General features: G+C 70.4%; 17 protein-coding genes and 1 pseudogene. 8 read left to right on the top strand and 10 right to left on the bottom strand.

What is annotated here, in order from left to right; genetic code table 11:
• Positions 1–141 precede the first annotated feature (141 nt).
• The 3 genes from ACFTZC_RS08345 to ACFTZC_RS08335 form a co-directional block, all read right to left on the bottom strand.
• Positions 142–1,071: a hypothetical protein gene (locus ACFTZC_RS08345; RefSeq protein ID WP_382887982.1), complete on the bottom strand. Its 930-nt coding sequence runs from the start codon at positions 1,069–1,071 to the stop codon at positions 142–144.
• Positions 1,072–1,319: 248 nt separating this feature from the next.
• Positions 1,320–1,529, bottom strand: coding sequence for a tautomerase family protein (locus tag ACFTZC_RS08340; protein WP_382887981.1), 210 nt, complete (start codon positions 1,527–1,529; stop codon positions 1,320–1,322).
• 115 nt (positions 1,530–1,644) lie between these two features.
• Positions 1,645–2,418 (bottom strand): SDR family oxidoreductase, encoded by a 774-nt coding sequence (locus ACFTZC_RS08335; RefSeq protein WP_382887980.1) that lies wholly within the window; start codon positions 2,416–2,418, stop codon positions 1,645–1,647.
• A 78-nt stretch (positions 2,419–2,496) separates the two neighbouring features.
• On the opposite strand from ACFTZC_RS08335, the gene ACFTZC_RS08330 reads away from it, so the two are divergent.
• A complete protein-coding gene (locus ACFTZC_RS08330; RefSeq protein WP_382887979.1) occupies positions 2,497–3,381 on the top strand; it encodes a helix-turn-helix transcriptional regulator in 885 nt (294 codons plus the stop codon).
• A gap of 46 nt (positions 3,382–3,427) precedes the next feature.
• Here the strand turns inward: ACFTZC_RS08330 and ACFTZC_RS08325 are convergent, their stop codons facing one another.
• Positions 3,428–4,078, bottom strand: a complete 651-nt coding sequence (locus tag ACFTZC_RS08325) for a TetR/AcrR family transcriptional regulator (protein ID WP_382887978.1) — start codon at positions 4,076–4,078, stop codon at positions 3,428–3,430.
• A 103-nt stretch (positions 4,079–4,181) separates the two neighbouring features.
• Here ACFTZC_RS08325 and ACFTZC_RS08320 point away from each other — a divergent pair, with 103 nt between their 5' ends.
• A complete protein-coding gene (locus ACFTZC_RS08320; protein ID WP_382887977.1) occupies positions 4,182–5,135 on the top strand; it encodes an NADP-dependent oxidoreductase in 954 nt (317 codons plus the stop codon).
• A gap of 13 nt (positions 5,136–5,148) precedes the next feature.
• On the opposite strand, the gene ACFTZC_RS08315 is transcribed toward ACFTZC_RS08320, so the two are convergent.
• Both ACFTZC_RS08315 and ACFTZC_RS08310 read right to left on the bottom strand, forming a co-directional pair.
• Entirely contained in the window at positions 5,149–6,273 is a 1,125-nt protein-coding gene (locus ACFTZC_RS08315) for a sensor histidine kinase (RefSeq protein WP_382887976.1), read from the bottom strand.
• The gene (locus ACFTZC_RS08310; RefSeq protein ID WP_382887975.1) at positions 6,266–6,961 is read right to left on the bottom strand and encodes a response regulator transcription factor; all 696 of its coding nucleotides are present in this window, start codon (positions 6,959–6,961) and stop codon (positions 6,266–6,268) included. The genes ACFTZC_RS08315 and ACFTZC_RS08310 overlap by 8 nt, the downstream gene beginning before the upstream one ends.
• Positions 6,962–7,247: 286 nt before the next feature.
• On the opposite strand from ACFTZC_RS08310, the gene ACFTZC_RS08305 reads away from it, so the two are divergent.
• The 4 genes and pseudogenes from ACFTZC_RS08305 to ACFTZC_RS08290 all read left to right on the top strand — a co-directional run bounded on the left by ACFTZC_RS08305 (position 7,248) and on the right by ACFTZC_RS08290 (position 11,163).
• Positions 7,248–8,324 carry an endonuclease/exonuclease/phosphatase family protein gene (locus tag ACFTZC_RS08305; RefSeq protein WP_382887974.1) on the top strand — a complete coding sequence of 359 codons (1,077 nt, stop codon included), beginning with the start codon at positions 7,248–7,250 and terminating at the stop codon, positions 8,322–8,324.
• A 151-nt stretch (positions 8,325–8,475) separates the two neighbouring features.
• Entirely contained in the window at positions 8,476–8,826 is a 351-nt protein-coding gene (locus ACFTZC_RS08300; RefSeq protein WP_382887973.1) for an ArsR/SmtB family transcription factor, read from the top strand.
• A 157-nt stretch (positions 8,827–8,983) separates the two neighbouring features.
• Positions 8,984–9,989 (top strand): annotated as a pseudogene (locus ACFTZC_RS08295) (zinc-dependent alcohol dehydrogenase family protein).
• 157 nt (positions 9,990–10,146) lie between these two features.
• Positions 10,147–11,163: a zinc-dependent alcohol dehydrogenase family protein gene (locus ACFTZC_RS08290; RefSeq protein ID WP_382887972.1), complete on the top strand. Its 1,017-nt coding sequence runs from the start codon at positions 10,147–10,149 to the stop codon at positions 11,161–11,163.
• 43 nt (positions 11,164–11,206) lie between these two features.
• Here the strand turns inward: ACFTZC_RS08290 and ACFTZC_RS08285 are convergent, their stop codons facing one another.
• Complete coding sequence (locus tag ACFTZC_RS08285) at positions 11,207–11,905, bottom strand: class I SAM-dependent methyltransferase (RefSeq protein WP_382887971.1); 699 nt, start codon at positions 11,903–11,905, stop codon at positions 11,207–11,209.
• Between the two features lie 281 nt (positions 11,906–12,186).
• On the opposite strand from ACFTZC_RS08285, the gene ACFTZC_RS08280 reads away from it, so the two are divergent.
• Positions 12,187–13,587 carry a phospholipase gene (locus ACFTZC_RS08280; protein ID WP_382887970.1) on the top strand — a complete coding sequence of 467 codons (1,401 nt, stop codon included), beginning with the start codon at positions 12,187–12,189 and terminating at the stop codon, positions 13,585–13,587.
• A 27-nt stretch (positions 13,588–13,614) separates the two neighbouring features.
• Here ACFTZC_RS08280 and ACFTZC_RS08275 read toward each other — a convergent pair whose 3' ends face one another.
• Together ACFTZC_RS08275 and ACFTZC_RS08270 are read right to left on the bottom strand one after the other, a co-directional pair.
• Entirely contained in the window at positions 13,615–15,186 is a 1,572-nt protein-coding gene (locus tag ACFTZC_RS08275; RefSeq protein WP_382887969.1) for a multicopper oxidase family protein, read from the bottom strand.
• Complete coding sequence (locus tag ACFTZC_RS08270) at positions 15,186–15,635, bottom strand: hypothetical protein (protein WP_382887968.1); 450 nt, start codon at positions 15,633–15,635, stop codon at positions 15,186–15,188. The genes ACFTZC_RS08275 and ACFTZC_RS08270 overlap by 1 nt, the downstream gene beginning before the upstream one ends.
• A gap of 367 nt (positions 15,636–16,002) precedes the next feature.
• On the opposite strand from ACFTZC_RS08270, the gene ACFTZC_RS08265 reads away from it, so the two are divergent.
• Positions 16,003–16,752, top strand: a complete 750-nt coding sequence (locus ACFTZC_RS08265) for an SDR family NAD(P)-dependent oxidoreductase (protein ID WP_382887967.1) — start codon at positions 16,003–16,005, stop codon at positions 16,750–16,752.
• A 126-nt stretch (positions 16,753–16,878) separates the two neighbouring features.
• Here ACFTZC_RS08265 and ACFTZC_RS08260 read toward each other — a convergent pair whose 3' ends face one another.
• On the bottom strand, positions 16,879–18,180 hold the full coding sequence (locus tag ACFTZC_RS08260) for an MFS transporter (RefSeq protein ID WP_382887966.1): 1,302 nt from the start codon (positions 18,178–18,180) through the stop codon (positions 16,879–16,881).
• Between the last annotated feature and the right edge of the window lie 249 nt (positions 18,181–18,429).

Below are 18,429 nucleotides of genomic sequence, written 5' to 3'. Positions count from 1 at the left end.
GCGGGGCCAGACGTTGGGGCTGAGCGTGAGAGTGAGTGCGCCGGGCGGAGGGACTCGTACGGGGACGCCGATGACGCGGGGACGGATCTCACCGCGCGGAGTTGCGCGAGCTCGGGGTGGCAGCTCCGGCGGACCGGAGGCTCAGTAGCCGCCGAAGCCTCCAATGTATCCACCACCGCCGTGGTCCCCTCCGATGCCTCCGTAGTCGCTGCCGTGGGAGCCGTACGCACGGCGCGGAGCCGGCGGGGGCGGCGGGGGCGGCACCTGCTGCGGGGAGCGCCAGTGGCGCACGGTGACGGTGGCCCACCAGACCTCGAAGGGTATGGGGTCGTCCGGAGTCGAGCACTCCCCCTCCACGCGCTCCATCGCCGCTTCCTCCCATCGCACGTTCGTCAGGCCCAACTCCTCCCGGAGTCTGTACAGTTCCCGCTCCAGAGAGCACGCCGACAGCGGTTGCGCGGACTGACGCGAGGAAGCCGGCAACGGCTGCCCGGTAGGTACGTCGTGCCGGTACGCCAAGATCTCCGTCCCACCCCGCTCCTCGTCACCGGCGACCGCCCAACCCCACACCTGCCGCCGCGCCAGGTCGTAGCAGCGGACCACACGGGCCTCGGCTACCCGGCGTCGCGCCTCCGCTTCCGCCCGTTCGCCAGCCCAGCGGCGCTCGCTCTCCTCCCGCTCCCGCCGCGCCTGCTCCGCCTCGGTGGCCAGGCGCCGCTCGATCTCCGCGCGTACCGGCGCGTAGCGCTCCTCGGCACCTGCCGCCGCTTCACGGAACCGCTCCGCCGCCCGCTCCTTCCGCCGCGCCGCGCCCGGTAGGTGGCGGCCTCTTCCCCGGACGACCGCCCGGTACGCACCGTCCGCCTCCCGGACCGCGGCGGAGAACTGGTCCGCGGCCGCCCGCCACTCGTCCTGCTCGGCCCGGGTGCCCCGGACGGCGGTCCAGCCGAGCATGCCCTGGTGCGAGCGGCCGACGGGGTGGTACGAGCACCCCGTCCGGCCCAGCGGCTCGGGGTAGAACCTCACCTCGGGCACGTTGATCACCAGGAGCCGCTGTCCGTCGTCGACCATGAGACGCTCACCTCCCCACCGACCAGGGTCCCCCGTCCCGGGCGTAGAGGGAACAGCCGGGCACACGCGAGAGCTTGACGAGCGGCCCCACCATCTGCCGCCCTCTCAGCAGAGTCCCCGGCCGGCCCCAAGAGCCTGCGTCACGGGACATCGCCGAGGCGTATCAGCACCGGTCAGCGATATCCGTTGTGCTGCGGTGATGACCACGGGCGCCCCGTGCGGATCACGGGATCCTGCGGTGCCCGGGGTCAGACGTCGCCGTTGAGCATGGCTGCCGTCAGGATGTCGCCGGCGACGCCCCAGCCGCCGTCGACGACTTCGTCGACGAGCACGACGGTGGTGGGGCGGGCCCGCTCACCGTAGATCTCCGCATACAGGTCGGTGGTGCGCTCGACGATCTTCTTCTTGTCCTCGGCGGTGAGGGTGCCTGCGGGGACCTTGAAGTTGGCGAAAGGCATAGTGGTCTCTCCTGGGAGTGGGCTCTTTGCGGGCGCGGACGTATCTGTTGGTGCCGGTGTCGGTGGTCGTAGGACGGCCGGGGGGGGGGATCGCGCCACGCTTGCGGCTGCCCGCTCACACCATGCCTCCGTTGGCCCGCAGGATCTGGCCGTTGATCCAGTGCCCCTCGGCGCTGCTGAGGAAGGCGACGACGCGGGCGATGTCCTGCGGGGTGCCCAGCCGCTCCAGGGGCGGGGTCTTGGCGAGCTGCTCGATCTGTTCGGGTGTCTTGCCGTCGAGGAACAGATCCGTGGCCGTGGGGCCGGGCGCGACGGTGTTCACGGTGATGTCCCGGCCGCGCAGCTCACGGGCGAGGATCAGCGTGATCGACTCGACAGCGCCCTTGCTCGCCGCGTACGCGCCGTAAGCGGGGAACTGGGTGGCCACCACGGAGGTCGAGAACGCCACGAACGAGCCACCCGCACGCAGTCGCCGGGCGGCACTCCGGGCCACGACGAACGTGCCACGGAGGTTGGTGCGCAGCACGGCGTCGAGTACCGCGAGGTCGAGGTCGGCGATGGGTGACAGGGCGAGTCGGCCGGCCGCGTTCACGACGACGTCGACGCCGCCGAATTCCTGCTCCGCCCGGTCGAACAGTGCGGTGACGGCGTTCTCGTCCGCCACGTCCGCCCGTACGGACACTGCCCGGCCACCGGCGGCGGTGATCGCTGCCACCGTCTCCTCGGCGGCCGCCGCGTCGCGGGCGTAGTTCACCACGACGGCCAGCCCGTCCCTGGCGAGCCTTTCGCAGACGGCCCGGCCGATGCCGCGCGATCCGCCGGTCACTACGGCAACCCGGGAGGCTGCCGATGCTGCTGCCGACGCGTGAGCTTGGTGGTTCGTAGTCATGTCCTCCACGATGCGCGGTCCTGACCAGGGCAACCAGGGGATGTCATCCCCTGGGTCCGTGACCTGGCCGAGCGCAGAATGGGGTGCATGGGTTCTGCGAAGTACACCGAACTGGGCACCTTTCTGCGGTCGCGGCGTGATCGCCTCCGCCCGGGCGACGTCGGGCTGCCGGCCGGGCCCCGGCGCCGCGTACCCGGGCTGCGCCGTGACGAGGTCGCCCAGCTCGCGGGGGCGTCGGTCGACTACTACAACGAACTCGAACGCGGAGCCGGATCCCAGCCCTCCGAGCAGATGCTCGCGGCGCTCGCCAGGGCCCTGCGCCTGAGCGCCGACGAACGCGACTATCTGTTCCGCCTTGCGGAGCGCCCGATGCCCGTACGGGGCGGAGCCGCCTCGCACGTGCACCCCGGCATGCTCGATCTCCTCGATCGCCTGACATCGACACCGGCGCAGGTGATCACCGACCTGCATGTCACTCTCGTGCAGAACCCGCTCGCGGTGGCCCTGCTCGGAGATCAATCCGGGTTCCGGGGCGCTCGGGCCAGCTTCGTCCACCGGTGGTTCACCGATCCCGACGCCCGGCGCCTCTACCCCGAAGCCGATCACGGGGCCCAGTCCCGCGCCTTCGTCGCCGATCTACGCGCTGCCGCCGCCCGGCGGGACGCCAAGGACACCGAAGCCAGCTCCATGGTCAGTTTGCTGCTCGACGCCTCCGCCGAATTCGCCACACTGTGGGCCGACCACGACGTGGCGTTCAGGCGGGACGACCGCAAGCGCCTCAACCACCCCGTAATCGGCCTGATCGAGGTCAACTGCCTCAATCTGTTCAGCGAGGACGGCCGGCAGCGACTGCTCTGGTTCACCCCCGCCTTCGGCACGGACAGCGCCGACCTCCTCAGCCTGCTCTCGATCATCGGCACCCAGGAAATCGCCGGGCCGGCACTCGAAAACCCTGCCAACTGAACGGTTCCGGCGTGCACAGTGTGGTCACGCACGCCGCTACGACTGATCAATATGTGGGGAGAGGCTCCGTGCCGGAGGGCGTTGCGGCGGGTGAGGTGGCCGGGGGCGCCGGCTGCGGCGTGCGCGCTGTGGCCGAGGGATGGTGCCCGTCCGGCGTCAGGCTGGTCAGGAGGAGATCGACGAGGCGGTGGAGGCCGGTGGCAGGGTGTGTGGGGCGGAAGGAGGCTATGGCGGCGAGGCAGACGCGCACGTCGTCCATGCGGATGTCGGGGCGGACGACGCCGGCCGCGCGGGCGCGATCGACGAGCTGGTGCAGCGCCTGTGCCTGCTCGCGGCGGTCGGAGGCGAAGGCGGCGGCCGCCGGGTGGGAGCCGAACAGAGCCTCGTTCAGCCCGCGGTCCTGCAACCGGTGCTCCGCGAAGCGGCGGACGGTACCGCTGAACGCGCGCCAGGCGTCCGGCTCGTCGAGGGCGGTCCGCATGTCCGCGCGGCACGCGGCGACGTGCTCGGCCAGCGCCGCGGTGATGAGGTCGGCACGTGTGGGGAAGTGGCGGTGGACCGTGGCGATGCCGAGGCCGACGCGGCGGGCGATCTCTCGCATCGGCACGTCGAGCCCCTTGTCGGCGAAGGCGGCTCGGGCGGCCGTGATGATGCGCCGGCGGTTGTGCTCCGCGTCCGTTCGTGTTTTCCGAGTCACTGTGTTTCCCCTGTCTCTCGCTTCGGACCGATCCGGAGCACCTGTTCCGTATCCATGTCTACCGTGGAGCGGCGCTCGGAAGGTCCGGGCCGGAGAGGTGATCATGCGCGCAGTGCAGTTCGACCGGTTCGGTCCCCCTCACGTGCTCGGCATCGGGTCCGCGTCCGAGCCGCACGCGGGTCCGGGAGAGGTGCGCATCGCGGTCCGCACCGCCGGGGTGTCACCGGTCGACCTCGCGCTGCGGGCGGGTGACTCGCCCTCGCGCGACGGTCTGGCTCTGCCTCACATACCGGGGGTGGACGCCGCCGGGGTGATCGACGAGGTCGGCGCGGGCGTCGAGGGCTACGCAGTCGGTGACGAGGTGTTCGGCGCCGTCGATGTCGCCCGGCTGGGCGGGGCGAGCGCGCAGTGTGCGGTGCTGTCGTTCTGGGCGGCGAAGCCGACCGCTCTGTCCTGGGAAGAAGCGGGCGCCGCGGCGACGGGCATCGAGACGGCGACCCGCGCCCTGGACCTGCTGGGCTTGGCCGAGGGAACGGACACGACGCTGCTGATCGACGGCGCGACGGGCGGCGTCGGAAGTATCGCCGTCCAGTTGGCGGTGGCGCGAGGGGCCCGCGTACTCGGAACCGGCCACCCGAGCGGTCACGACTTCCTCACCGGCCTCGGTGCGGTCCCCGTCCCCTACGGACCTGGGCTGGCCGGACGGGTCCGCGCATTGGGCATCCCGCGCGTCGACCACGCCCTGGACGTGGCCGGGGCCGGCTCACTCGACGAACTCGTCACACTCACCGGCGGAGCGGAGTCGGTGGTCACGCTCGCTGACTTCACGGGCCCCGACCATGGGGTGCGCCTCTCTCTCGGTCGGTACGGCGGTCAGCCGGACGGGTGCCACGGGCTCGCGATCGCCGCGGACCTCGCTGTACGGGAACTGTTCCGTGTACCGGTCCACGCGGTCTTTCCGGCCGGCCAGGCGGCCGAGGCACACAGCGCCGCGGCGACGGGCCCGCGCCGCGGAAAGACCGTCCTCGATCTCGCCGGACTCGTCCCCGACGCGTGACGCCCGCCGCACGTCAGCGGGCGAGGCCGCCCGGCGGTCGCCCGGCCGCCGCCGCGGGCAGTTCCACGGTGACGCGGATCCCGCCGGCAGGGCGCGGGGTGAGGGTGAGTGTTCCGTCGTGTGCCCGGGTGATGGTTTTGACGATGGCCAGGCCGAGGCCGACGCCCGCGTGATCGGTGTGTATACGCTCGGTGCCGCGCCGGAACGGTTCGGTGAGTGTCGAGACCAGCTGCGGGGTGAGCTTCTCACCGGTGTTCTCGACAGCGAGCACCACTGTTCCGGGGCGGTTGCTGGTGTCCACCCATACGGTGCCCCGTTCAGGCAGGTTGTGGGCGATCGCGTTGTGCACGAGGTTCATGGCCAGCTGCAGCAGGAGCGCTTGCGATCCGATCGTGGGGGTGATGTCGCCGCGGGTCTCGATGGTGACGCCGTGCTTCTCCGCGAGGGGGAGAAGTGTTTCGGTGGCCTCTTCCGCCACGAGGGACAGGTCGACGGGTTCCCGGGTGAATGACCGCTGCTCGGCGCGGCTGACGAGGAGCAACGCCTCCGTAAGGTCGATCGCTCGGGTGTTGACGGCGTGGAGACGGTCGATGAGTTCGTCGGCGTCGCGGTTCGGATCGGTGCGGGCCACGTCGAGAAGTGCCTTGGAGATCGCCAGCGGGGTGCGCAACTCGTGAGAGGCGTTGGCTGCGAATCTCCGCTGTTCGGTGACGTGCGCTTCGAGCCGTGCGAGCATCGTGTCGAAGGCGTCGGCGAGTTCACGGAACTCGTCTTTGCGACCCTGAAGCCGGATTCGGTGGGAGAGCGATCCGGTAGCGGCTCCGCGTGCGGCGCCGGTGATGCGCGTCAGGGGGGCGAGCATACGGCCGGCGAGAAGCCACCCTCCCACGAGACCGAACGCGAGCAGGAATGCCAACACCGCGGCTGCTCTCGGAGCGAAAACGCGCAGGAGGTTGGACCGGATGGGAAATACACCGTGCGTGGGGGTGTCGGCGGAGACCATGAGCGCGCGCTCGGGGACGTAACGCAGGAGGAACACCCACACCGCGGCGAGCAGGAGGACGCCGGCAATCGTGAGGAATCCGGCGTAGCTGAGGGTGAGTTTGAGGCGAACGCTCACTCCAGGGGCCCTATCCACGGTCTCCTCCCTCGCGTCCGGTGCCGGGTACGGTGGCGATGCGGTAGCCGACACCCGGCACGGTGGCGATGATCCAGGGTTCGCCGAGACGCTTGCGCAGTGCCGAGACGGTGATGCGTACGGCGTTGGTGAACGGGTCGGCGTTCTCGTCCCACGCGCGTTCCAGGAGTTCTTCCGCGCTGACGACACCGCCTTCGGCAGCGACGAGAACTTCGAGCACCGCGAACTGCTTCCTGGTCAGCGCGACATAGCGGCCGTCCCGGTAGACCTCTCTGCGGAACGGGTCCAGCCGCAGGCCCGCGATCTCTCGTACGGGAGGCCTGTTGTGGGCCCGTCTGCGGTCGAGCGCCCTGAGCCTGAGCGCGAGTTCTCGGAGCTCGAAGGGTTTCGTGAGGTAGTCGTCGGCGCCGAGTTCGAACCCGGAGGCCTTGTCGTCGAGACGGTCGGCTGCGGTGAGCATGAGGATCGGCATGCCGCTGCCGGAGGCGACGATGCGTGTGGCGATCTCGTCACCGGACGGTCCGGGGATGTCGCGGTCGAGGACGGCGATGTCGTAGGTGTTGGTGCTCAGCAGTTCCAGAGCGGTGTCGCCGTCACCCGCGATGTCCGCCGCGATCGCTTCCAGGCGCAGACCATCACGGATGGCTTCCGCCAGATAGGGCTCGTCCTCGACGATCAACACACGCATGGTGTCGATGCTACGAGCCGGTCCATATCGTCGGCATATCGAGAACCGCATACGTGCCCGCAACACCGTACTGCCTTGACTGGCGGCATGACTCGGCCCCCACCACCGGCGCGAACAACGGCCCACCGGATCCGGTCGCGCCTTGCCGTCGGCCTGGTGATCGTCACGACCGTGATCGCCGGCGGATCGCGCACCGCTGCGAGCGATCGTCGTTGCCCGCGTATGTATACCGACTTCCCCAGGCCCCGAGGACGCAGCAGTGACCGGCAGTGAACGAGGACAGACGATGGCGCGAGTGGACACGGCGGAGACCGGACAGGGCGGCGCCGGGATACGAGACGCCGGCGGCGGGACCCGGCGCACGGGCGTCCGCCGGGCGCTCCGCCTCGCATTCCGGCCGGGGCCCTGGAAGCGCGGCCCGGTGCTCGCGGCGCTGGCGCTGCTGCTCGGCCTGGTCATGCTGCTGCACGCGCGGATCACGGACCGCGGGGGCCTCGGCAGCCTGGTGGAGACCTGCCTGCCGTGGTTCGGCCTGTTCATCCCGGTGCTGCTGGCCGGGGCACTGTGGCGTCGCTCCGCCGCCGCGGTGGCCGCGCTGCTGCTGCCGGTCACGGTGTGGCTGAGCCTCTTCGGCGGGCTGCTCGACGACAAGTCCCGGCCGGGCAGCGACCTCACCGTGGTCAGCCACAACGTCGGCGCCGGCAACCCGGACCCGGCCGGCACAGCCCGCGACCTGGCCGCCTCCGAAGCGGAGCTGCTGGCCCTGGAAGAGATCACCCCGCAGGCGAAGCCGCTGTACGAGAAGGAGCTGGAGAAGGCGTACCCGTACCACACGGTGCGGGGCACGGTCGGGCTGTGGAGCAAGCTGCCGCTGTCGGACACCCAACCGGTCGACATCAGCATGGACTACGGGCCACTGGCGGACACCAAGCCGGCCGACGTCAAGATGACCTACAACCGGGCGCTGCGCACCACGGTGGCCACGGACCGGGGTCCGCTGGCGGTGTACGTGGCCCACCTGGGCTCCGTACGCGTGTTTCCCAGGAACGGCTTCTGGACGGACAGCCGGGATCGCGGCGCGCAGGCGCTCGGCAAGGCCGTCGCCGCAGATCGGAGTGAGCGGGTGGTGCTGCTCGGCGACCTGAACGGCACCCTGGACGACCGCGCCTTCGCCGGCATCACCTCGCGGATGAACTCGGTCCAGGACACGGCAGGGGACGGCTTCGGCTTCAGCTGGCCGGCGACGTTCCCGGTGGCGCGGATCGACCAGATCCTGGTCCGCGGCGTGGAGCCGACGAGCTCGTGGGTCCTGCCGGCCACCGGCAGCGACCACCGCCCCGTGGCGGCCGGAATCAGCTGGTGAACACCGCGTGGAGCTCCGATTCCGTCTCCGGGACGCGACGGTGCGCGAACCCACCGGAGCGGCCGTCACGCGTCCCGAGGAGTCGGGCACCGGGACTTTGACGCCGGTCGTACTATGGCCGTATCGCGATGCGCCTGCCCAAGGAGTTGCCGTGGCCCGCCCCCGTACCACCGCCCGGACGGTGGAACACCCCGACCTGTCGGACGTCTCCCTGCAACAGGCCCTGGAGGCGCTGGCGGATCCGGTGCGGCGCACGGTGGTGTTCCAACTGGCCCGAGCGGGCGCGGACATGAGTTGCGGCACGTTCGACGCGCCGGTGTCGCTGTCGACGCTCACGCACCACTTCAACGTACTGCGCGAGGCGGGCGTGATCCGCCAGTACTACGTGGGCACGACAAAGATGAACACACTGCGCACGGACGAGATGGAGCAGCGCTTCCCCGGCCTGCTCTCGGCCGTGGTGACCGCCTCCACCGCGGAGGAGGCGGCGGGCCCGGCCTGAGCCGTCGAACAGACAAGGCCCTCGGCACGGCGGACCGGCACTCTTATTTCGATGGTCCTCAAAATTTGACGCACGTCGAACTCAGGTGCAGGCTGGGTGGTGGCGCCGGGCTGATCCGGTGCCCGTCTCTGATCCCCGCTCCCAGGATGGACGCACCATGGCAACGCTCGTACAGTTCGACCGGCTCGGCGGCCCTGAGGTCCTGACCCTCCGTACGGTCGAGGTGGGCGCTCCCGGCGCGGGAGAGGTGCGGATCCGCGTCGACGCGATCGGCCTGAACCGCGCCGAGATCATGTACCGCGAGGGCGGTTACTTCTACCAGCCGGTCTTCCCCTCCCCCCCTCGGCTACGAGGCCGCGGGCGTGGTGGAGGCGGTCGGCGAGGGCGTGGACGGCTTCGCCGAGGGCGACCCGGTCTCCGTCGTGCCGGCGTTCCTGCAGAGCGAGTACGGCACCTACGGCGACCACGTCGTCATCCCGGCCTCGGCCGTCGTGCCCCGCCCCGCGCACGTCGGTCCCGTCGAGGCAGCGGCGGTGTGGATGGCCTATATCACCGCCTACGGCCCCCTCGCCGAGAGCGGCCGGGTGCGTCCGGGCGACCATGTGCTGATCACCGCGGCTTCCAGCAGCGTCGGCCTCGCCGCTGTCCAGGTCGCCCGTCATGTCGGGGCGATCCCCATCGCCACCACCCGCGGCGCCGGCAAGAAGCAGCGTCTGCTGGACGCCGGCGCGGCCCACGTCATCGTCACCGACGACGAGGACCTCCCCGCCCGTATCAAGGAGATCACCGCTGGTGAGGGGGTCCGTCTGGCCTTCGACCCGATCGCCGGCCCGGGCGTCGAAACCCTCGCCCAGTGCATCGCCCCCGGCGGCAGCCTGGTCGTGTACGGCGCCCTGGACGCTCGCCCCACCCCGCTGCCCAACGCGCAGTCGTTCCCCGCGCTGACCAGCAGCACCTACACGCTCTTCGAGATCACCACGGACGCCGAGCGCCTGCGTCGCGCGGTCGCGTTCGTCAACGCGGGGCTCGCCTCGGGATCCTTCGCCCCGGTCATCGACCGGACCTTCGACCTCGCCGACATCGCCGACGCCCACCGCTACCTGGAGGCCAACGGGCAGGTCGGCAAGATCGTCGTCACCGTTCGCCACGACGGCGCGTCCTGAGCCCGGGAGCGCGCCACCGCGAGAGAATCCACGCGCCAGGCCGAGGCCGGTCCGACGTCGCGCATGACACCGAGAAACACCTGCCGTTCGTGCAGGTGCCCCCGGAAGCTCGGCGGGCAACCCGGATATGCCACCTGAATCTTCAAGGAGTCAGATCATGAGCCGTACTGTCCGCTTCCATCGGACCGGCGGGCCCGAGGTCCTGCGGCTGGAGGAGGTACCCGACCCGGTGCCCACGGGAGAGGAGGTCCTCATCCGCACCCGGGCGCTGGGGTTGAACAGGGCGGAGTCGATGTTCCGACTGGGCCGGTACGGCATCGACCCGGTCCTCCCGTCAGGTCTCGGCTACGAGGCGGCCGGCGTGGTCGAGGCCCTCGGGCCTGGTGTCACCGGCCTGCACGTGGGCGACGCGGTCAGCGTGGTGCCCTCGTTCACCATGACCGACTACCCCGTGCACGGTGAACTCGTCCTCGCCCCCGCCCACGCCGTCGTCGCCCACCCCGGGAACCTGTCCTTCGAGGAGGCGGCCTCGGTATGGATGCAGTTCATCACCGCATACGGCGGGCTGGTCGACCTGGCGGCCGTGCGCCCCGGGGACACCGTGCTGATCCCCGCCGCGTCCAGCAGTGTGGGGCTGGCCGCGATCCAGATCGCGCACAAGGCCGGGGCGCGCGCGATCGCGCTGACCCGCACCGGCGCCAAACGCCGCCGGCTGCTGGACGCCGGCGCCGACGCGGTCATCGCCACCGCCGAGGAGAACGTCGTCACTCGCGTGCGCGAGCTGACCGGCGGTGAGGGCGCCCGGGTGATCTTCGACCCGGTCGGCGGCCCCGCACTGGCCGACCTCGTCGAGGCAGCCGCCCACGAGGCCGTCATCGTCGTCTACGGCCTTCTGGACCGCGAGCCCGTACAACTGGACGTGGGCACCGTGCTGTTCAAGCACCTGACCATCCGCGGTTTCGAACTGTTCGAGATCACCACCGATGCCCGGCGCCGGGCTTCCGCCGTCGCATTCGTCCGGGACGGGCTCGCCAGAGGCGAGCTGACCCCGGTCATCGACCGGACCTTCCCCCTGGACGCCATCGTCGACGCCCACCGCTACCTCGAAGCCGGCTCCCAGGTCGGCAAGATCGTCGTCACCGTGGCCGCGGAAGAGAACGCGTCCCGAGTGTGACCGGAGGCCGCCCGGGGCAGGCCCGGTGCTCCAGCTCAGCTGACTACCTCCGGTCCGAGAGGCGGGACCGCACCCATGTCCGGTCGTCGGTCACGTACGTGTCCACCTTCAGGCCCGCCTCCGCGAGTGCTTCCTCGAACTGCTGCGTCGTCAGCGGTCGGGACAGGAACGTCTGTGTCCAGGTGGCGTCCGGGAACTCGTACTCCGCGTGGACCGAGTTCGCCCCGTCGCCGGTCGGTTCCGCCGACACGATCCGTACCGTGAAACCGCTGGGATCGACGCGCTCACGCGGCAGGTTGGTATGCCAATCGTCACCCTCTCGCTGGATGAGCACGCAGCCGTCCGCCGCGACATGCCGGACGCAGGAGCGCAGCAGCGCACGCCGCACTTCTACGTCTCCGGCGTGCACAAGGAACGATGCGAGCATCACGACGTCGAACGTCTCGCCCAGGTCGAGGTCCTCAATCGGGCTGCATATCGTGCGCGCGTCACGGACGCGGTCGAGCATCTCCTGGGACTCGTCCACCCCGGTCACCACAAACCCTCGCTCCAGAAGCGGGTGGGTCACGCGTCCCACACCGCAGCCCAGTTCCAGGATGCGGGCACCCGCCGGCACGGCAGCCGCGACGACGTCCGGCTCGGCCCCGACCGGCAACCGCGCGTACAGCTCGACCGCGCAGCCGTCCGGGGTGATCGCTCCTGGCCCGCTCCCCTGATGTCCCACTCGCACACTCAGCTCCATACCCGTCCAACGGGCCGGATCGGACGACCGTTCCTCAACTGCCCGCAGGCGGGCGGCCGTCGGGCCGTACGACGCCCCAGCCGGAGCCCGTTCCGACACCGGCCGCCACGCCGCTCGCGCCGGATTTGATACGCATCCGGCATGAATATATGCCGGTTTGATGCTGGACGCCGATCCGCTGTCACTCGGAAACTCTCGCGTAGCACATCCGCCCCGCCCTTCCGCCCATCGCGCCTCCCCGCGCGGAAAGCCCAGGCCACCGGATGACGAGAAGAGGACTCATGCCACGGTTCACCAGACGTACGGCCCTCACCATCGGCGCAGGCGCCGTCACGGCGGCTGCGGTACCTCCTGCGGCTGCCGCGGCGGCGGCCGACGCCGCGGCGGCGGACCGGTCGACGGCGTCCGGGCTGAATCCGGTTCTGCGGTGCGATCTGCTGACCCGGGTGACGCCGAGGCACAACTGGCTGGTGACAGCGGTCGCCATCCGGTACGCGGCACCCATCGATCCGCGCGGAGGTGTGATCCCGCCCTCCGCGTTCCAGGTCACCGCCACCGTGGGCGGGAAGACCGCGGCCCGGACGGTGACCCGGGTCTATCCGAACACCACGGCCGAGGTGGACGACCGGGCCGCCCCCGGGCGCCCGGGAGACCACCTGATCATCGAACTCGACCCCGGCGACACCAACGCGCGGGCGGGCGGGGCGGTCGATCCGCTTCCGCTCGACCGCGCCTACGCGGTCAGGCAGGCGGCCGATGTGACGGTGCGCGGCGGCGGCCCCGTACTCGCGGCGCATCCGTTCGCCATCCGGAACGACGGAGTGCGCACCCCCGTGGTGGACGACTTCACCGCCGGATCGTTCACCGACTCGACCGGGTTCGAGCTGGACTTCCGCCTCCATCAGCCGACCGGGTACCTACGGCGCCCCGGGGCGGGCACCCGGTACCCGCTCGTGGTCACCCTGCACGGCGGCGGCGAGGTCGCCGACAACAACATGACCCAGCTCACCGCCAACCGGATCGCGGTCACGTTCGCCAAGCCTGAACGCCGGCGCAGGAACCCGGCATTCGTGCTCGCCCCGCAGATCCCGCTGCCCCGCCCCATGGACGGCCCGGACGGCACGGACTGGACCGATGCCAAGGTGCAGGGCGCGCTGGTCGAGCTCATCGACGCCATGACGGCCGCGTACCCGGTCGACGCGGACCGGCTCTACCTCGTCGGTCTGTCGTCGGGCGCGCGGGGAATCCTCAGCCTGCTCCCGAAACAGCCCGGCAGGTACGCCGCGGCCCTCGCCACCGCCGGCTGGGGTGACTCCTCCGTCATGGAAAGGATCACGCACATCCCCCTGTGGGCCGACCACTCCGTCGACGACCCTGTCGTCCCCTACAAGGAGGGGCGCTTCGGCAAGCCCGGTACCTGGACGCTGATGAACGCATTGGAGAACGCGGGCGCCGAGGTCACCCGCGGGCAGTGGGGCAACGACCTGCCCAAGGCGCAATTCGAGGCCCACTCCCGGGCCCTGCTGCGCCAGGCCCGCCGCACGGGCAGCCATACGCTGTTCACCAGCTACCCGGCCGGCACGACACCGGTGAGCCCCCACGGGGCCTGGGCACAGACGTACGAGAACGACGTCGTCATCGACTGGCTCTTCGACCAGTCGCGCCGGCGAGCCGAGTCGTAGCCGGACGGTTCACCGCCGGGCCGGTGATCAGATGACGCGGAAGTTCGCCATCATGGCCATGTCCTCGTGTTCCAGGTTGTGGCAGTGGAACATGTAGCGGCCCCGGTAGCCGCTGAAGCGGGCGAGGACGTCCACCGTCTCGTAGGGCCGGACGTCCACGGTGTCCTTCCAGCCCCGCTCGTGCGCCTCCGGTGCCCGGCCTCCGCGTGCCACTATCTGGAAATGGGCCAGGTGGAGGTGGACGGGGTGGTGGAAGTCGCTGGTGAACCGCCATCGTTCGACCGTGCCGAGCTTCGGAGCCGCCAGGACGCGGTCGGTGGAGAAGCGGTGCCCGTTGACCGTCCAGGCGTGGGAGCCTCCCGAACGGGTCAGACGGAAGTCGAAGGTCCGGGAGGCCGCCACCCGGGCCTGGTCCAGGGGTTCGATCTCGGCGAGCCGCGAAGGCACCCGGGTGGTGTCACGCGCCGTGCGTGTCACCCGGAAGCGCAGAACATCTCGCATCCGGCCGTCGGCCAGGGTGTTGACGAGGCGTACGTCCGTACCGGGCTTCCAGCGCGAGAAGTCGATGACGATCTCGGCGCGTTCGGCGGGAGCGAGCGTGACGGAGTCCAGCGGTACGGGGGCTTCGAGCAGTCCGGTGTCGCTCCCGACCTGGACGAGGGGCCCGCCGGGCCGCAGTGCGAGCCGATAGCGCCGGGCGTTGGAGGCGTTCAGCAGACGGAAGCGATAACGGACGGCGTCCACTTCCAGTTCCGGCCACGGGGCCCCGTTGACGAGGGTGACATCGCCCATCACACCGTCCATGTAGGCGTCCTCGACTCCAGGTTCACCCTTCAGGGACGGATCGATCGACGGGTAGAGGAAGGAGCCGTCCCGGTCGAAGGCCCGGTCGCAGATCATCAGGGGGATGTCCCGCTCGCCTGCGGGCAAGGGCAGCCGTTCCTCCTCGTCGTCGTGGACGAGGAAGAAGCCGGCGAGGCCGCGCCAGACCTGCGGAGCACTGAAGTCCATCCGGTGATCGTGGTACCAGAGCGTCGCCGCCTGCTGGTCCATGGGGTAGTCGTAGTCCTTGGCCAGCTCGGTGGTCTGCCAGGCGTCGGCCGGCATGCGCATCCCCGCGTGCCCGGAGTGCCCCGAGGGCTGCCGCCACCCCCTGGGTACGACGATGTCGGTGGGATACCCGTCGGAGCCAGGCGGTGTGACGCCGCCGTGCAGGTGCGTGGAGGTCGGCACCGGCAGTTCATTGCGTACGGTGAGCAGCACCCCGCGCCCTGACCGGCCGACGACCGTCGGGCCGGGGAACTGCCCGTCGTACCCCCACACCCGGGTGCGGAGCCCGGGAAGGATCTCCACGTCGGCGCTCCGCTGCACCATCTCGTAGCGGTCCACGCCGCCGGTGGTGCTCGCCGGGCGGGCCGGCCGGGGTACGGGCAGCGGCACCTGGAACGGCTCGGGGAGTTCCGCCGTGCTCACGAGCAGGCTGCCGGCCTCCTCCCGTCCCGCGAGCCGGGTACCGACGGCGCTGCCGGTCACCGCCGCGGCAGCGGTGCCGCCCGCCACTCCGAGGAAGCCGCGCCGGCTCAACGCGCGTACTCGCATCACAGCGTCTCCCCCGTCAGGGCGGTCCGCCGGGAGGGCGCCGGGCCGCCCTCGGTGAGGGCGACGAACAGTACGAGCATCGCAAGCGCCGCCGCGGTCACCCCGAGGAACATGTGCGGGGCGACGAGACGGGACATGCCGAGGCCGATCTGGGCGAAGACCAGCACGAGGAACAGGCCGGTCAGCACGGTCAGGCGCCAGGAGTTCGCCTCGCCCCGCCGCCCTCGGACCCGGCGCTCGACGAGGGCCAGAGCGAACTGGACGAGAGCGAAGACGGAAATGACACTGCCGAGCACGTTGTGCACCGTCAGCAGTCCGACGTCTCCGGTGACGAACAAGCCGGCCAGCAGCCCTTGCGTCAGTGTGGAGAGCAGGGCGAGTGCCGCGGTGGCGCGCAGTACCTGGGTGGTCCAGCGGGCCGCGGCGGCGGGATCCGTTTCTGTGGGCATGGACATCTTCCTGACGTAGGCATTCCGGTGGCGCGACAAGGTGTCGGGGCGCGACCCGAGCGCAGTAAATGTACCATCCGGATGGTTAAGTAATTGAGGCGGGCGACCCCGCCGGGTCGCGGGCGATAACACAGCGGCGGGCCGGTGCAGACGGCGTGGGCGTCATGGGCGGCGCGGCGCACAGTGTCTGAAAATGAAGTTAATTCAGATGGTGACATCGAGACCGACCGAACAGCCCCCGGGCAACAGGCCTCTTCCCGCTGTCCATCCAGGCAGATCTCGCTCATTGACCTCATTGAATCTACTTCACCTCTGTTACTCTGTTGCGCCGCTCACCCGATCACGCACTGCAGAAGGGAAGTCCGTCATGCGCTTCCAGGGGAAGGTCGCGATCGTCACCGGAGGTGCCCGGGGCATGGGAGCGTCCCATGTTCGGGGCCTGGCCGCCGAAGGCGCCCGGGTCCTCATCGGCGACGTACTGGACGGCGAGGGAGAAGCCCTGGCCAGGGAGGTGCCCGGCGCGCGGTACGTCCATCTCGACGTCACCCGTGAGGACGCCTGGCAGCATGCCCTGCGTACCGCCGAGGAGAGCCTCGGCCCCGTGGACGTGCTGATCAACAACGCGGGGATCGTTCACTTCGGCGGTGTGGAGGAGCAGTCGCCGGAACACTTCCGGCGCACCCTCGATGTCAACCTGGTGGGCGCCTTCCTCGGTATGCACACCCTCCTCCCGGGCATGCGCGAACGCGGCGCGGGAGCCGTCGTCAATGTCTCGTCGGCGGCCGGAATGACGGGGTTCGCCGGCGCCGTGGGCTACGTCGCGAGCAAGTGGGGCGTGCGGGGCATGACGAAGGCGGCCGCCCTGGACATGGCGGGCAGCGGGGTACGGATCAACTCCGTGCACCCGGGCGTCATACGGACGCCCATGGGCGAGAGCGCCTCGCCGCAGCTCTTCGCCCATCAGCCGCTGCCGCGCATCGGGGAGTCCGCCGAGGTCACCCGTATGGTGCTCTTCCTCGCCTGCGACGACGCCTCCTTCACCACCGGGGGCGAGTTCCTCATCGACGGCGGACAGACCATCGGCGTGGGCGGGCACGGCGAGGCCGCGGCCGGCTGACCTGCCCCCGTCGGCCGCCACCGGCCCGACGTACGCATCGGGCCGGCCCTCCCTGGCACGCCGGTGTACGGATTCCGGCGTACCGCGGAAGGCCGGCCCGGAACGGGCGCGGCGGGCCGGGAGCCGCTACAGGTCCTTGCGGACGGTGAGCAGGGTTCCGAGGCCGATCAGGCAGACCGTCATGACGAAGAACGCCGGCGAGAGCAGGTTGCCCGTCCGGTCGACCAGGTAGGCGGCGATGTAGGGGGCCGTTCCGCCCGCGAGGACGGTACCGACGTTGTACCCGATGGCCATGCCGGTGTAGCGGACCCGGCGCTCGAACAGGTGTGGCCACAGACTCGCCGCGGGAACCTGTACGAGGGCGCTGCTGGCCATGTAGAGCAGGTACGCCGCGCCCGCCAGGACCAGGCTGTGCCGGCCCATCAGCATCAACGCCGGATAGGCCGTCACCCCGAACCCGATCAGCCCCACCATCAGGACGCGCCGGCAGCCGAACCGCGCGGACAGCCAGCCCGCGGGCACCATGAGCAGGACCGTGACGAGGACGACGCCCGCACTCACCCAGTACACGTGTGTGGAGTCGTAACCGAGTTCGGTCGTCATGTAGATGCCGATGTACGTCAGCCCGAGGAAGATGGCACCGCCCTGCGCCATCGAGAGACCGATGGACTGCAGCAGCGCTGTGCGGTGCGTGGCCAGAACCTCGCGGATCGGCGCCGTGGGGATGTCTGCGGCCTCCGCGGCCTTCTGGAACTCCGGGGTGTCCTCGATGCGCAGCCGGGCCCAGAGGCAGATCAGGGTGAGCGGGATGGCCATCAGGAAGGGCAGTCGCCAGCCCCAGGAGTTCATCTGTTCCGTGGTGGTGAGCGCGGAGATCGCCCCGGCCGTGGCGGCCGCGAACATGAACCCGAGGTTGGACCCGATGGGGGTCACCGCCCCGAGGAACGACCTGCGCTTCGGCGGCGCCGACTCGTAGATGTAGGTGTAGGCGCCGACGGACTCGCCGCCGGAGGAGATGCCCTGCACCACGCGCATGAGGAAGAGCAGCACCGCCGCGGTGACGCCGATCTGCTCGTACGTCGGCAGCAGCCCCGTGATACTGCTGGCCACCCCCATGGCCAGCACCGAGGAGACCAGAGCCTTGCGCCGTCCCATCCGGTCGCCCACCCAGCCGAAGAAGACCCCGCCGATGGGACGTACCACGAGTCCGGTGGCGAACACCAGAAGCGCCGCCAGCAGGGAGGTCGCTGGGTTGTCGCTGGGAAAGAACTGCGGAGCGATCACCACGGCGAGATAGCCGTAGACGCTGAAGTCGTAGTACTCGATCAGGGTGCCGATACTGCCGGCGAGCATCGCACGGCGTACCGACCGCGGATCGAACGACGCGGCCTCCGCCCCTGGCGCGGCGGACCGCTGAGTCGCACTCATGATCCGGCTCTCCTTTCCTGCGGCAAGGACCGATCCCTGCCGATGTGCGGGGAGGGTAGTCGAACTGAACTCAGTACAGCTACCCTCGTGCATCCATGTGTGGACCACATAAGGAAAGAAAGGGATTCACCGAGGCGACAGGGCTGTTTCCGGTGCGGACGCATGTCGGGGAGGTAGGGGCGCAGACGCCGCCGACCGCTGGAGCCAAGCCGAGTTCATGTGGAAACAGGGGGCGACGGGGAGGAAAAC

Source organism: Streptomyces sp. NPDC056987 (assembly GCF_042673865.1).
Taxonomy (GTDB): domain Bacteria; phylum Actinomycetota; class Actinomycetes; order Streptomycetales; family Streptomycetaceae; genus Streptomyces.
This window is presented reverse-complemented; position numbering and strand designations above follow the sequence as displayed.